This is a genomic window from Streptomyces sp. NPDC048523 (assembly GCF_043199815.1).
GTDB lineage: Bacteria > Actinomycetota > Actinomycetes > Streptomycetales > Streptomycetaceae > Streptomyces.
Genome location: NZ_JBICWQ010000018.1, coordinates 1 through 13625 on the forward strand (window position 1 = coordinate 1; position 13625 = coordinate 13625).

The window sequence follows — 13625 nt, forward strand, 5'->3', positions numbered from 1 at the left end:
TGGTCGCCTGATCTGGATATCCGCCGCCCGGCCCGGCCGCACCCACGACAACTCCGCCGCCCGCCACGACCACGTCCTGGCCCACCTGCGCGCTGGCGGACCTCGGCTTCCGCGGCCTGGACAACGACGTCCTCGACCCCGTGATCGTCACCGGCTTCCACGCCAGCCGCACCCACAAGCTCACGCCCGGCCAGAAGACCGCCAACCGGGTCCTTGCCGTCGGACGCGCCCCGGTCGAGCACGGCTTCGCCCACCTAAAGAACTGGCGGATCCTCACCAAACTCCGCACCGATCCCGCTCGCGCGACGCGTCTCCTGCGCGCCCTGCTCGTCCTGACGAGCCTCGAAGTCAACCGCTGACGAACGATCTACGGCGCGGACTGCCGCCAGCGACCAGCGTGAGTACCCCGAGAAGCGGTCACACCAGCCTCCTGACCTGCACCTTCAGGTTGGCGGAGGCTCCTGGAGCAGCACGCCGAGCGGTGCCAGGGCACTGCGCAGGGCACCGGTCGCGAAGTCGGCGACGCCCCGCCGTCCGGCGGCCACGGGGGTCGACGTCCCCATCCCCGCAGGGAGATCCTCGTCCCGTCCCGCGGCACCACTGGGCGGGACAGGAGAGAGCAGGAATCTGACGGGCGTGCCGTCGTCGAACTCTGACTGCAGTGCGGTGGCCACGATCACATTGTGGACCAATTCGCTTTTTCAGACAGCCAGTTCACAGTTACGGACCAGCCCCTACTTCCCCGGCGCCCAACGGCTTCGTCAGCACCAACCGGCGCTCCCATCGGCGATCCCGTCCGGTGCCGGGCGAGCTGCTGCACCCCCGTCCACGCGCTGTAGAGCATCCATCGCCTCCTGCGGCAGCTAGAAGCGGCTGCCGCCGCTCCTGGGCAGTTGTCGTAAGACACGGCTCCAGGGTGCCGGAGCTCGTTTCCCGCCGGACTGTCTGTGGTCATCTGACACTCGTCGAGGGTGGCGCGAGGAACGTGTCTGCCGCATAGGAGTCCTTGACCTTGACCTCGCTGAGATCTCTGCCTTCGCGGAAGACATGGCGCCAGTCGCCTTGGAGGTGCAGCTGATCGGTTCCGCAGATGCGGACCACCGTCATTCCCTCGGTGTGCGCTTTGTAGGCCTTGGACCAGAGATTGGTGAAGGCTTGTGAGCGGATGAGGTGCATCCAATCGGGCCTGCGCAGTTCTTTGTTGTAGGACGACTCGCCCATGGTGGAGACGAACTTGGAGTACATGGCTTTGACGTACTCCAGGGTCACTGTGTCGTCTTGTTCGAGGGCGCGGGTACGGGCGTCCCGTAGTACGGTCCGGAACTTCTCCAGGAGGTTCTCCGTGGCCCCCGAGGTGTAGGACTCGTGGACGAGCGGCGGCTCGCACAGGGCGTTCCGGGGGCTAGACAGGCGCAGCAGCAGGCGCAGGGTGGGTTCAGTGATCCATACGGGCCCGGGTTCCTGTCGTGTGCCCAGCGGGTCGGGCAGGTTGTCGTGCTCCCACACGGGTGGGGTGATGAGGTGGACTCCGGCGCGGCGCCGGTCGTGAGGGGTGGGGGGCGTGGGCTGGAGGTGGCCTATGGGCAGGTGTGTCTTGAGGGCGGAGTGGTAGGCGCCGTTGATGTCCAGGGCTGTGATCGGCTCGCTGCTGGCGAGGGGGTGCGGGCGCTGCCAGTTGGGACGGGCTTCCCAGATGAGGCTCGGGGGCCCTGGGCGATGGCTTGCGCAGGATGTCCGGCAGCGCGGGGTGGCTCACCACGTCGTAACGCCCGCCGACCCTGCAGGCGTTGAACAGTCGCATGGCATCCGGGATCGCCTGGCCGATGAGGGCCTGGACGGCCGCCTCCTGATTGTCGGCGTGGGCACGGAGAGCCGCGGTGACCGCCGCGGTTATCGGGTCCTTGTCCGCCTGGGGCGTGGGCTGGCGTTGGGCGGGGCGGGTTGTGTGTTGGCGGACGGTGGTGGCCGGCGTCGGCTGCGAGGCGGGGTGGGGCGCGGAGGCGCATTCGGCAGGGTCGAGATGCTGGGGGTAGCCGAGGACTTCTTGGGTGGCCGGCCGGCCGCACAGGACGCAGGGCGCGGGCTGGGTCAGTGTTTCGACGTCGGTGGCGGATTCCTGGGCGAGGGCCTGGGAGCGGTCGGCTGCGGCGGTGCGGGCGCGGGTGAGGAGGTAGGCGTAGGCGGCGTAAAGGTGTCCTTGCGGTTCGCTCAGTCCTTCTTCCCACGCATGCAGGGTCGCGGTGTCGACGCCGATCGCCTGGGCGACGTCGGGGGCGGTGAGGCCGAGGCGGCGGCGCAGCAGTCCGCGTTCGGCGGGCGGGGTGCTGGGAGCGGGCGGCTAGAAGGGCATCGATGGCGGGATAGCTACTCATCGTCGTTTCCTGGTAGGCGGGTGAGGGCGGCGGGTGGGGGCGGCGAGCAGGCGGCAGGTTGCGGTGGCCTGGGCGACCTCGTTCATCTCCCAGGCCGGCAGCCGCAGGGCCCTGTCGTCGCCGGAGAGGTGGGCGGGCAGGTCGGGAGAGGGGAAGCGCTGCAAGTCGGTGTGAAGGCGGGCTGCGTCTTGCAGGAGGCGGGCCCATCCGGGCAGATCGGCCGGCAGATCGGCACGCGGGCGGTGCGTGGTGGGGACGGTGATCTGGGGCAGTTGGTCGATGCCGTAGCCCATCAGGGCGCGGACGGCGACGGCGGCGGCGTGGATGGGGTGGGCGATGCGGGTGTGGATGCGCCGTGCCACGACGTCGTGGTCTGCGGGGGTGAGGGCTGTGGTGGGCGGCGGGCTGTCCTGTGAGGGACGGCGGGTGGGCGCGCGGCGGGTGGGGGCGGTGGTGTCGCCGGGCTGCCCGGCCGGGTGACGCGGGCGCGGGGGCATCTGGTACCACGGCTCGTCGTCGGGGCAGGGGAAGGGAGCGGACTGCCACCAGGGGTAGCGGTCGGCGGGCGGCGGGGTGGCGTCGGGGTCGGTGTTCAGGTGGTGATGGGCGGCTTCGAGGGTGTCGAGTTGTCGATGCGCGACGGCGTTGAGGATGTCGGTCAGGGCGGCTGGCGGTGGGCCGCTGGCGATGAGGGTGAGGCGTATGCGGGTGCGTTCGCGCAGGGCCATGAGGTGTTCGAGATGGCGGCTGGTGATGCGGTGGGCGCGGCAGACGACGTAGTGGCTGATGCCGAGGGCCCCGGTCCATGCCACGGCGATGCGCCAGGACTCGTCGGCGTTGCTGGTCCACCAGGGCGGGTCGGTGTCGGGGGGCGGCAGGTGCTTGCCCAGGGCGCGGATGAGGTCGTGGGCGAGGTAGGCGGGCGCGGTGGCCAGGGGGGTGGGGTGGACTGCGATACGGCCGAGTGCGGGCTGGTGGGCGGCGAGGGCGGTGGTGGTGTGGGCGGGCTGGTCGTGTGGGTCGGTGATGAGGGTGATCGGCGGCAGTGCGGGGTCGGTGCCCTCGGGTGACCACTGGGGGGTCCACTTGCGGAGGGTGTCGTCCGGTGAGGTCATGCGGGGTGGGTCCTGGGATTGAGGCGGTGCAGGAGAGTGGCCGGGTCGGGCTGTTGGTGGGGGTGGCGGCGCAGGCTGGTGTGCATTTGGTGGGTCAGGGCAGCCCAGCGGCGGAAGTTGCCGTGGGCCCACAGGGCGTCCAGGCGCGCGATGAGGGGGGTGGGGACGTCCTGCCACAGCGGGTGGAAGGCGGGCAGAACGGTGAGGAGTTCGTCCGTCTGGAGCGGTTCCAGGCGGTGCCAGGTGGTGACCCGGCTGATCAGGGTCGGCTGGGAGCGCAGGGCTTTGAGGCGGGGCCAGGCGGCGAGGAGCAGGAGGGTGACCTGCGGGGCGGGGTCGTCGTGGAGGTAGCGCAGGTATTCGATGCAGGAGGAGGACAGCTGGTGGGCTTCGTCGACCGCGATGAGGCGGCGTGGCTGGCGCAGGGCGTGACGGAGGTAGTCGTCGCAGATGCCTGGGTCTTGCGGCGGGGGGCCGGGCAGGTTGAGGGCGCGGTGGAGGCTGGCGCGCAGGTCGTCGGGGCGGGCTTGGGGCCGCGGTAGCAGCCGCAGCACGGGCAGGTCGGGCCGTGTCTCGCACAGCAGGTGCAGGGTGAAGGTCTTGCCGACGCCGGCATCGGCGGTCATGCAGATCATGCTCTGTTCGTGCAGGGCCTCGTCCAGGGTGCGGGCGGCGGCCCGCACCGTCTGGGTGGTGACGGTGCGGGCGCCGGGCAGGTTGAGGTAGTGGGGCGCGCCGGAGGGGGCGACGGGGTCGGTCACCCGGCGTCCTGCTGAGGGCGGCGGCTCTTGCGGCGGTGGGGCACGGCGCGTCGGATGGCCCAGCGGACAATGGTTTCGTCGACCTTTTTGAGGTCGCGGCGCTTCATGCCTTCGAGGATGTGATAGGTGATTTTGGACCAGACGCGGAAGGTGCCGCCCGCGCCCTCTTCGTAGGCGTAGTCGATGAGTTCGGGTGAGGCGTCCGCCCACACAGGGTGGAAGAGGGGGATGTTGCGCTGGACCTCGTCGGCCTCCATCGGCGCGAACTCCTGCCAGATGTAGATACGGGACGCGAGGGCGGGTTCGCTGTAGAGGGTCTTGTAGGCCTCTTCGCCGCCAACGAAGAGGACGGCGGGGCGGTTGGTTCCTTTGCCGGTGTCCCAGAGGTGGCGGACGAACTCGAAGCATTCACGGCTGAACTGCTGGGCTTCGTCGCAGACCAGTACGTAGGGCTTGCGGGCCAAGGTTCGCTTGAGGAGGCGGTCGAACTCGCTGGGGTGCGAGGGGGGTTCGCCTTCGAGGTGGAGTTCGTTGAACAGTTCCTGGCGGATGTCGCGGGGGGTGGGGCGGGAGCGGAACTGCAGCAGCAGGACGCGTTCCGCGGAGACTTCCTTCAAGGCAGCCAGGACGGAGAAGGTCTTGCCGAGGCCGGCGTCTCCGTAGATGCAGGACATCGCGCGGGCTTCGATGGTGTCGGCGATGTTCTCGCTGGCCTCCAGGAGGGCTTCGGTGGCGACGATGCGGGCGTCGGCGAGGTTGAGGTAGAAGTCGGGTTCGCCGACGACTTCGTCCTTGTCCGGGCGGGGTGGCGTCGGCTGGGTGATTTCGGTCATGTCGGTGTCCTTCGCTGTCAGCCGGGAATCGGGGCGAGCAGGGTCGAGGCGGGCGGGGTGCTGGGAGCGGGCGGTTCCCAGGAGGTGGCCGGTTGCGGCATCGGACACTTCGATGGTGTCGGGGCCGCGAGTGTGGATGTGCACGGTGCGCTCGGTGTGAGCCGCCATCCAGGCGGCCGTGTAAGTGCGGCCGTTCAAGCGGATGCCGTGGCCGTGGAGAATCCGGCCGGCACGGCCGGGGGGCGGGTCGGGGGTTGTGGTCGGGGTGGTCATGCATGCTCCGGAGACGGGGAGGCCGCAGGCTGGGGGACGGCCCACTCGGCGGAGGGGGCGATCCGGCGGGGCATGTAGTTTGCGGGCAGGTCATCGGTGCGGCGGCGGGAGCGCAGGCTGCGCAGTTCCTTGGCGGCTTGTTTGCGGGTCATGGCTCCCTCCGCCACGGCGGGGCCGGCGGCGGTGACGGCCTTGAAGCGGCGTCGGCGCAGGGCTTCGGCGTTGCGCAGGTCGCGGCGTAGTTGGCGGGCGCGGTCGGCGCGCGCCTGGTAGACCTCTTCGATCTGCTCTTCGCTGGCCTCGTCGGCGAGGTATGCGGTTCCTAGGTGCCGGCGGTTGTCGGCGTCGAAGACCTCGATCTGCTGGGCGTGGTGGGGTTGGAAGCGGATGTGGACGCGGGTGCCGGAGCGGCCGGTCATCCAGCCGGCCATGTAGTCGCGGCCCTTGAAGCGGATGCCGTGGCCGTGGATGATCCGGGTCGAGCGGTCGCCTTCCAGGAGGAAGGCGTGCAGGTCTTCGGCGGGTACGTCGCGGATCGGGGTGGCATCGCTGTTCCACCATTGCAGCGGGGTCAAGTCGCCGTAACCGGCCATCTTGTGTTCGGCGTTGCGGATGCAGGCCCACTGCGCGAACAGTTCGACGAAGCCCTCGAACGTCAGCGCCGGGTCCTTCTCCCCCGCCCTGCGGCGTGCATCAAGTTTCTGAGCATGGACGTAGCGGGGCAGGGCGGAGAAGAACATGCTGGTGGCGGCGCGGTTGAGGTTCTCGATGCTGCCTTTGAGGTGCGGGGTGTAGGCGGGCAGGACGTCGACCTGGACGGCGAAGGCGCCCAGGGCGTCCTGGACGGCGTGGGACAGGAAGTCCCTGCCGCGGTCGATCCGGATCCGGGTGGGCAGGCCTCCTGCCGGGCCGTAGGGGCCCTCGCGCAGGATGCAGGATCTCAGGGCGGCCAGGACGGAGCCGCGGTGCGGGAAGTGGGGGGTGACGGCCCAGCCCATGATCATGCCGGTGTGGCAGTCGCAGAACCAGGTCACCCACGGTTTGACCAGCCGCCCGTCGGCCCATACCCAGACGGGGGCCTGCTTATGGTCTCCTTCCCACTCCTCGTTGCGGACGGTGGGCGGGCGGCGCAGGTGCGGGTCATGGCCGCGGGCAGCCGGGATTCCGCTCTTCAGGCCGGCCCGGTCACCGGGGGTCAGGTCGCGTTTGACCGCCCGGTGCAGTGTGGACAGGCTCACCGGAGTGGCGCCGGTCTTCATGGCGGTCTGGGCAAGTTCTTTGTGGACGGCTTTGACGTTGCCACGGTGGTACGCCAGCAGCGTGCGGATGTCCTCGGTGATTTCGAAACGGTCCCGGCCACGTCGCAGGGGTTCACTAAGTCGGGCGCGAGCCAGGTTGCGCCACACTGTTCTGACGTGGACGCGGAGGGTGTGGGCGGACAGTTCGACGTGACTGGTGGTCAGCTCGCCACGCTGCGACAACTCCAGTAGTGCACGTACGGCTGGGCCCATGAGTTCGCGGCGTGCTTGCTGCTGGCGGGCCAGGTCTTCGTCGGTGAGATCGTCGAGGTCCGGAGACTCCATGGAGGCGTTCCTTTGGCGCAGGGGGTCGGTACAACGGCGGGCGCGGGGTCAGGCCCAGAAGCCGAGATGGGTGACGTACTCGTACCGGCGCCAGTCGGAATCCAGGTCGCTGATGACGTACTGCCATCGGTGGCTGAGGTCGAGCAGGTCGCTGCGCGCCCATGCCTGGACGATGTCGTCCCAGCGGTAGATGTTCTTGTGCCGCCAGCGGGCCTCGCGCTGGTGCTCGGGGGCCACCTCGCTCTGGTCGACGGGATAGATTTCCACCCGTGTCCCGCCATCTGCGTTGAGCCGGCGGGTGAGGCTGGGGCCCATGTTGCGACGGCGCAGCAGCCGGAAGGCGTTCTCCAGGCGCCGCTGCTGTTCGGCGCTGGGAACACGGTCCTCAGCCAGCCATGCGGTGATCTTGCGGTGCTCCAGGCGGATCCCGCAGTCCTGCATGTAGGCGTAGCCGGTGCGGGAGCGGGTCAGGTACAGCAGGTTGTGCCTGAGGCGTTCGTCCGGTGTCTTGTAGGGGTCTGTGACGTGGGCGATGTCATCGAGGGTGGTGGTGAGGGCTACCGCCCCGGGTACGCCGTGGGCTCCGAGCTGTCCGAATCCCATGTGCGGTCTTCTCCTGGAGGTGTGAGTCCAACGCGTTGTCGGCCGGGCAGGAACAGCCAGGGTGTTGCTCCGTGCCGCGACAGGCCGGGCAGGACTGCGATCCGGCCGGGAGTCGTATACGTGCGGGTCGCACTTCGACTCATGCCTTTAACCACCCGCGCAGGTCAGACAGTTGGGTGTAAGGCAGAAAGTCCCGGACGCCGATGGGCTCCGGTGCACGGCAACTTAAGGCGAACGGGCATGCGACACGTCCGGTTCAGGTCTTTACCGGGGTGGCGGGACATACCCGACATCGGGCGTCGGCGGCACACTTCGCCGCGGCGGCACGGACTGTGCAGAACCGCGCCCGACAGCCCGGGCTGCCTTACGTTTTACGGCAAGCGGATAAGGGGCTGGCCATGTACCCGTCTTGAACATGCTGCCGACTGGGGCAGGAACGTGCAGCCCAGGGCAGGATTCTGCACTTGCCCAGGTGCAGGGGGCCTTACGTTTCACCCTTACGTTTTCCAGGCAGTTTCCAGTCATGCACACAACATGAGCGGGAGGTGCCGGAAGATGATCCGCAGTCACCGGCGGGCACTGTAGCGGCGGGGTCTGACAATCAGGCCGCGATCCAGCGTCTCAACGCCAGCTGGCATTCGTGGAGTTGGCCCATTCTCGCCTCTGTCGTCACCATGACTGAGGTTGCGCCAGGTCGGCTTAGCAGGTCACGCCGCGCCAGCCGTAAGTACAGGTTTCAGACGCGATCGGATTCACCCCAACGCCGTGTCCGCGCCAGCAACCACGGACTGGACGCCGACAAGACACTGGGGCCCTCAGTATCGGCACCACCGAACTAGCCGCTCTTGCCGAGGTGTTGGCCCGGTGTCCAAATGTGCCGAGCACCGTGGCACCGGCACGGGTAGGTCACCATCCGTCGGGGACCCTTGATGCCATCAGGCTGCCGGAGATCCCAGTACAGGCCCGCGCCGCCGGAGTCACTCTCCGCACACAGCAACACCAGCAGTGAGGTAGGGCCGCGAAAGCAGCCATACCCGCCGCTATGATCCCGTCGTACGAACGTCAGGCGGCAACACCCGCTTTCGTCCCCACAGGAACCGGCCGAGCAACAGCCTGCCGCGGTCTTCTCACTGAACGTGAAAGGCAGACATGACGCGCCGGTTTTTTCCCGTCCTGGCCGCCTGGGGGGCCGCGCTCCTTAGCGCTGGCTGTAGCCACACCCCGCAGCCCGCTGCAGCAGTCCCTACCGTGACGGTCACCCAGACCATAACGCCGGCCCTCCCCGCAGCATCCACGCCTGCAGCCAGGCGTACTTCGGCCGCCTCCGCACCGGCCGCCTCCTCGGTGCCGGAACCAACACCGGCCCGCGCCCCGCGGGGATCTCTCGCCCTGACCGAATGGCACGACGGCGACGCGACGAACACGTGCGTGAACGTCATGACCGTCTATGAGAACCGCTCCGACACCGCGGCCATCTCCATCACCCAGAAGTTCCAGACCTCGTACACGCCCAGGCACGCCGACGGCGAGTACCCCGACGCCGTGGACGGCCCGCTCAAGACGCTCACGCAGGACGCAGGCATAGCCCCCTACGGAACCCGGACCCTGCACTGGCAGGTGTGCGCACCCGAGCTGGCCTCGAAGCAGAACCCGGTTCCGACGGACGGGACCGACTCGTTCATGTCCGAAATCGGCGCCCAGCCCCGCGCTGCCACCTGGGACTGGGCACCGTAGATCACCCCTGTCCGCGGCTGGTGACTCCCGCATCAGAGCATCGATTTGCCACATCGCCGGATCTACCAGTCGGCCGCCGGCCTGAAGACCGCGGCGTCGCAGGTGTAGGCGTATTCCCGCCCAAGCTCGTAGCCACTGACCGTAGCGAAGTCGAGGCCTTTGCGCGTTCGGTTCTGCTCAGCACACCGGCTTCCTGAGAGCTCGTCACACGATCTTGTTGAGGCGCTTCGGTCAGCGCCATGCCAGCCGTCCGACTTCGCTGGCGTGGAGCCGAACCTCGCAGGGGTGTGCGGGGTGAGTCAGCGGGGTGGGTCCGGCAGTTGGGCTTCGACTTCGTCGACGAATCTGGAGCGCCTGGTGTCCCGTGAGCGTGCGGGGTACCACTTGTTGGCGGGCATGGTGTAGCGGGTGCCCCCAATGAGGACGGCTTCGTCCTTGGCGCGGGTCAGGGCGACGTAGAAGGCTCTGCGGGCGTCGGCGACCTGTTTGGGGTCGGGGGGTCTGCCGGGGTAGTGATGCGGGAGCAGTCCGTCGACGAGGCCGGGCAGGATGACGATGCGGAACTCGCGTCCCTTGGCACTGTGGTAGGTGGTCAGGGCGATGTGGCCGGGGATTTGTCCTCCGGCGAGTTCGGCCATGGTCAGGTCGCCGGGGTCGGTCAGGGCCTGGGCGGTGTCCCGGTCGCGTTGGTCGGGGCTGTGGTCGGCGAGGTGGGTGATTTCCAGGGTGTCCCACAGTGCGGCGAGGAAGATCCTCGCCGGGTGGGATGGGGTTTCGCGGTCGGGGGCGTCCAGGAGGGAAGCCAGGCGCCGTGACAGTGTGCGCCGGGTGTCGGCCGGGTCGTTGTGGTGGGCGAGTTGGAGTTGGTGGTGCCAGATTGCGGCCAGCTCGCGAAGGGTCCGTGCGGGGGTGATGCCGGCTGTTCTGCGGCGCGGGGCTGCGAGGTCGGTGGTGGTGGGGCCGGGCAGGGGCCCCGTGAGCCGTCGGGTGGTGCAGGCGGCGATCAGGTCGGCGAGGGGGCCGCTGGGACGGCGGCGCTGCTTTTCGCTGTCGAGGGGGATCTGGGCGGCCTGGATTGCGGCGGTCAGGGCGTCGAGCAGGGGGCCTTTGGAGCGGTAGAGGACGGCGATGTCTTCTGGTGGTGTGCCGGTTGCCAGGCGGTTGGTGAGGACTTCGACGGTGCGGGCCGCGTGGGCCTCTTCGTCGCCGTCGGCGTGGAGGATGGTGACGGTGCCGTCGTCGTCGCGGCCGGGTGCGGCGTGGTAGCCGCGGTCTTCGCCGAGGATGGCGTGGCCGGCGGTTACGAGGGCGCTGCCGCTGCGGTAGTTGACCCGCAGGTGCAGTCGTTGGAAGTCGGGCCGGTCGCTGAGCTGTGTGAGGTAGTGCGGGCTGGCGCCCTGGTAGGCGTAGAGCACCTGATCGGGGTCGCCGACGGCGGTGACGCCCGCGCCGGCCTCCAGCAAGGTGATCACCAGAGCGTGCAGGACGGGTCCGAGGTCTTGGTATTCGTCGACAACGAAATGCGGGAAGCGGGCCACGAGTTGCTCGCGGGCGGTGCGGCTTTCGCGCAGCAGATCGAGGGCGCGGATGGTCATGGCCTCGAAGTCGAGGCTGTCGTTGTCGCGGAGCAACTGCTCGTAGCGGCGGACGGTGCGCGGGTATTGAGGCGGGTAGTCGGCGATCGGCTCCCCGGCCGCGATCAGACGGCGCAGGCGCTCCAGTGTGGTCCGGTTGTTCGGGTTGACGTCCAGGCCGGATGCGTAGGCGGCGGTGTCCCACAGCGATCTGCAGGCGGACGTGTCGGGGATGGTGAGGTCGTCGGGAAGCGGGTCGCCGATCAGGCGGCCGTAGGGGCGCAGGATGTGGTGCAGGCAGAAGGCGTGCACGGTGGTACTGGACAGGCGCCGTCCCGGATGCAGTCCGAGGCGGTGCAGGCGCACGGTGGTCTCGTGGGCGGCTGTTTCGGTGTAGGTCAGGGCAGCGACGCCGCGGTGGCGGCTGGTGGTGGCCAGCAGGTATCCGACGCGGGCGACAAGGGCTCGGGTCTTGCCGGCGCCAGGTCCAGCGAGCACGGCGATGTTTCCGGAGTGGGTGGCGACGGCGCGTTGATCGGGGTGCAGCGCGCCCAGTTCGGTGGCCAGGGCGGGCGGCAGCAGGGTCGGCGCAACCGCAGGCGTCTGCTGGCTGGCGGCGGTCATCAGCTGCGGTCCGGGGAGGTGGCCTGGGGGTGGGCGGAGGTCGCTGGGAACAGGGGCCGGCTTCGGAAGGTGCAGCTGAGATCGTCCAGCAGGGCGAGGATGGCTCCTGGTCCTTCGATGGTCAGCAGGTCGTCCCGGGTGATGGGGCCGTGCGGGCGGCCGAGCAGTTCCAGGACGCGATCGTGCAGGCCGGTCATGCTGGCGACGTGCGCGGCCAGCCGCTGGGCGTAGCGTCCCTTGCCGATGGCTTCGATCTTGTCCACCAGGGTGTCGCGCTGCTGGCCGGTTGCGGTGCCGTCCTCAAAGGGGGCCAGGGCGTCGCGGAAGGCGGACCGGCTACTCTCGCGCTGCCGGAACGCGCAGTAGGCCGCGACCATTTCGGAGTGCAGCAAAGGAGCGATGTCGGGCTCCAGCGTGTGGTCGCCGACATAGACGCCTACCCCGGTTGCGGCGGTCACCACACTCCGCCGGCCCGGGCGCACGCCGCTCTTGGGCAGTTCCTGGGCTGTGATCGCTTCGATGCCTTGGTCGAGTGCCTGGTACAGGACGTCCTCGTGTGCGATCCGCGCCAGGTTCCGGGCCCTCCACAGGCCGGGTTCCTTCTGGTGGCGGTGCTCGCCTTCGGCGGAATCGCCGTCGGTGAGGATCCAGTGTGGGCGCCGCAGCGCTTGGGGGCCCAGCAGGGTGGCGTAGGGGGCGAAGTCGGTGCCTTCGACGCTGGAGACGATGATGCCGTGATCGTCCAGGTGGAAGCCGGCTGCCTCGGCGAGGGCGGGCAGCAGGTAGGCGTCGGCTGCGCCCTCGACCAGAACGGTGCCCCGGGCGAAGAGGATCTCGGCGCGGGTGACGTTGATATAGCGCTCGAGGTCGGCCGTCTCAGCGTCGGTGAGCACGCCGGGCGGCACGACGGCGCCGACGGTGTGGTCGCCGTGGGTGCTAGTCAGCACGATGCTGGACAGGGGGGTGACGGCGGCGATGTGCGGGCTGTGGGTGGTCAGCAGGAGCCGGTTGGGTTCGTGGAGCAGGTGGGCGAACACCTTGCGCTGCAGGCTGGGGTGGAGGTGGGCCTCGGGTTCTTCCACTGCCAGGAGGGTGTCCTCGCCGTCGCTGGCCTGGCGGCGCAGTTTCAGCCGTTCGAGCAGCAGGGCCAGGTAGACGACGTTGGCGGTGCCGGTGGAGCTGTGCTGGATGCCGCGGCTGCCGCTCGGGTCTATGAGGAGCTGGACGCTGCGGATCAGGTCGTCTTCCCGGCCGGCGAAGTCCAGCGAAGGGGTCAGCGGCAGTTGGGGACCGGTCATGGCGGCCAGGCGGGAGGCGAGTTCGTTCACCGCCTGCTGCATGGAGGCATCCTGGGCCAGCTGGTTGCGGGCCTGTTTCAGGGCGTCCAGGGTGGAGGCGACGATGTCGGGGGCCGGAGGCCGCTCTCGCAGCAGCCGGACCAGGGGGCTGCGCTCGGCGCGGGAGAAGTCGCCCTCGGCGTCGCGCAGGGCGGGCAGCACAGACAGCGGGACGTAGTCCTTGGCGTGGCGCATATCGGCGCTCTCATCATCGCCGCCGTAGATGGTCCAGGAGTAGTCGTCAGCAGTCAGCGGCTCGCTGGGCTGGGCGCCAAAGACTGCACCCACTGCCAGCCTGGGCCGGAACAGATATGTCAGGCGGGCGATGCGAGGCTGCCCCTCCTCGGTGATGATCGCGCCGTCGAGAGTCGCGATGGCGTCATCATCATCGTCGAAGTCGGTCAGCTCGACTTCGACCCTGACCTCAACTCCCTGATGCAGCGCCGACGCACCGTCATGGATGTCGTCGGCCTGGAGCCTGCGCCACCGGTTGGACAGGTCCGGGTCGAGGACCAGGCGCAGCGCGTACAGCAGATTGCTCTTACCGACCCCGTTCTCCCCCACGATCACCGCAGGAGTCGGGAAGGGATCAATCACCAGATCCCGGAAATTCCGAAAATTCACGATCCTGACCTTTGAAAGGCGCACCGCTCTCCCCTCCCCCGCACACAGCCCCGCCCCACACGCCCCACTGGCAGGCACAACAGCCTAGTTGCCGCATCAACCGACGCAGCACGCACCGTCACACAGGGGCAGCGGGCTCTCGCGTGCGCCGACAGCCGGACCGAGTCCGGTGCCGGGTCCTGGCACCATCCG

At 69.0% G+C, this 13625-nt stretch carries 11 protein-coding genes; 2 read left to right on the plus strand and 9 right to left on the minus strand.

The window, feature by feature from the left end; translation table 11 throughout:
* Positions 1–140: 140 nt before the first annotated feature.
* Positions 141–359 carry a transposase family protein gene (locus tag ACGFWE_RS42355; protein ID WP_393605882.1) on the plus strand — a complete coding sequence of 73 codons (219 nt, stop codon included), beginning with the start codon at positions 141–143 and terminating at the stop codon, positions 357–359.
* Between the two features lie 84 nt (positions 360–443).
* Here ACGFWE_RS42355 and ACGFWE_RS42360 read toward each other — a convergent pair whose 3' ends face one another.
* The 7 genes from ACGFWE_RS42360 to ACGFWE_RS42390 all read right to left on the minus strand — a co-directional run bounded on the left by ACGFWE_RS42360 (position 444) and on the right by ACGFWE_RS42390 (position 7540).
* Positions 444–674 (minus strand): hypothetical protein, encoded by a 231-nt coding sequence (locus ACGFWE_RS42360; RefSeq protein ID WP_352390991.1) that lies wholly within the window; start codon positions 672–674, stop codon positions 444–446.
* A 277-nt stretch (positions 675–951) separates the two neighbouring features.
* Positions 952–1506, minus strand: coding sequence for a hypothetical protein (locus tag ACGFWE_RS42365; protein WP_393605885.1), 555 nt, complete (start codon positions 1504–1506; stop codon positions 952–954).
* Positions 1507–2368: 862 nt separating this feature from the next.
* Complete coding sequence (locus ACGFWE_RS42370) at positions 2369–3487, minus strand: hypothetical protein (RefSeq protein ID WP_393605887.1); 1119 nt, start codon at positions 3485–3487, stop codon at positions 2369–2371.
* Positions 3484–4248, minus strand: coding sequence for an AAA family ATPase (locus ACGFWE_RS42375; protein WP_393605889.1), 765 nt, complete (start codon positions 4246–4248; stop codon positions 3484–3486). Before ACGFWE_RS42375 ends, ACGFWE_RS42370 begins: the two co-directional genes overlap by 4 nt.
* On the minus strand, positions 4245–5354 hold the full coding sequence (locus tag ACGFWE_RS42380; protein WP_393605891.1) for an AAA family ATPase: 1110 nt from the start codon (positions 5352–5354) through the stop codon (positions 4245–4247). The genes ACGFWE_RS42375 and ACGFWE_RS42380 overlap by 4 nt, the downstream gene beginning before the upstream one ends.
* Complete coding sequence (locus tag ACGFWE_RS42385; protein ID WP_393605893.1) at positions 5351–6937, minus strand: Mu transposase C-terminal domain-containing protein; 1587 nt, start codon at positions 6935–6937, stop codon at positions 5351–5353. The genes ACGFWE_RS42380 and ACGFWE_RS42385 overlap by 4 nt, the downstream gene beginning before the upstream one ends.
* Before the next feature lie 48 nt (positions 6938–6985).
* Positions 6986–7540, minus strand: coding sequence for a transcriptional regulator (locus ACGFWE_RS42390; RefSeq protein ID WP_393605895.1), 555 nt, complete (start codon positions 7538–7540; stop codon positions 6986–6988).
* Between the two features lie 1437 nt (positions 7541–8977).
* On the opposite strand from ACGFWE_RS42390, the gene ACGFWE_RS42395 reads away from it, so the two are divergent.
* Complete coding sequence (locus tag ACGFWE_RS42395) at positions 8978–9274, plus strand: hypothetical protein (RefSeq protein WP_393605897.1); 297 nt, start codon at positions 8978–8980, stop codon at positions 9272–9274.
* Positions 9275–9573: 299 nt separating this feature from the next.
* Here the strand turns inward: ACGFWE_RS42395 and ACGFWE_RS42400 are convergent, their stop codons facing one another.
* Complete coding sequence (locus ACGFWE_RS42400; RefSeq protein WP_393605899.1) at positions 9574–11472, minus strand: ATP-dependent helicase; 1899 nt, start codon at positions 11470–11472, stop codon at positions 9574–9576.
* On the minus strand, positions 11472–13511 hold the full coding sequence (locus ACGFWE_RS42405) for an ATP-dependent endonuclease (protein ID WP_393605901.1): 2040 nt from the start codon (positions 13509–13511) through the stop codon (positions 11472–11474). Before ACGFWE_RS42405 ends, ACGFWE_RS42400 begins: the two co-directional genes overlap by 1 nt.
* Between the last annotated feature and the right edge of the window lie 114 nt (positions 13512–13625).

Coding starts and splice junctions, on each gene's coding strand:
- ACGFWE_RS42370 (WP_393605887.1), bottom strand. CDS start 3,487: ATGACCTCACCGGACGACACCCTCCGCAAGTGGACCCCCCAGTGGTCA.
- ACGFWE_RS42380 (WP_393605891.1), bottom strand. CDS start 5,354: ATGACCACCCCGACCACAACCCCCGACCCGCCCCCCGGCCGTGCCGGC.
- ACGFWE_RS42385 (WP_393605893.1), bottom strand. CDS start 6,937: ATGGAGTCTCCGGACCTCGACGATCTCACCGACGAAGACCTGGCCCGC.
- ACGFWE_RS42390 (WP_393605895.1), bottom strand. CDS start 7,540: ATGGGATTCGGACAGCTCGGAGCCCACGGCGTACCCGGGGCGGTAGCC.
- ACGFWE_RS42395 (WP_393605897.1), top strand. CDS start 8,978: ATGACCGTCTATGAGAACCGCTCCGACACCGCGGCCATCTCCATCACC.
- ACGFWE_RS42400 (WP_393605899.1), bottom strand. CDS start 11,472: ATGACCGCCGCCAGCCAGCAGACGCCTGCGGTTGCGCCGACCCTGCTG.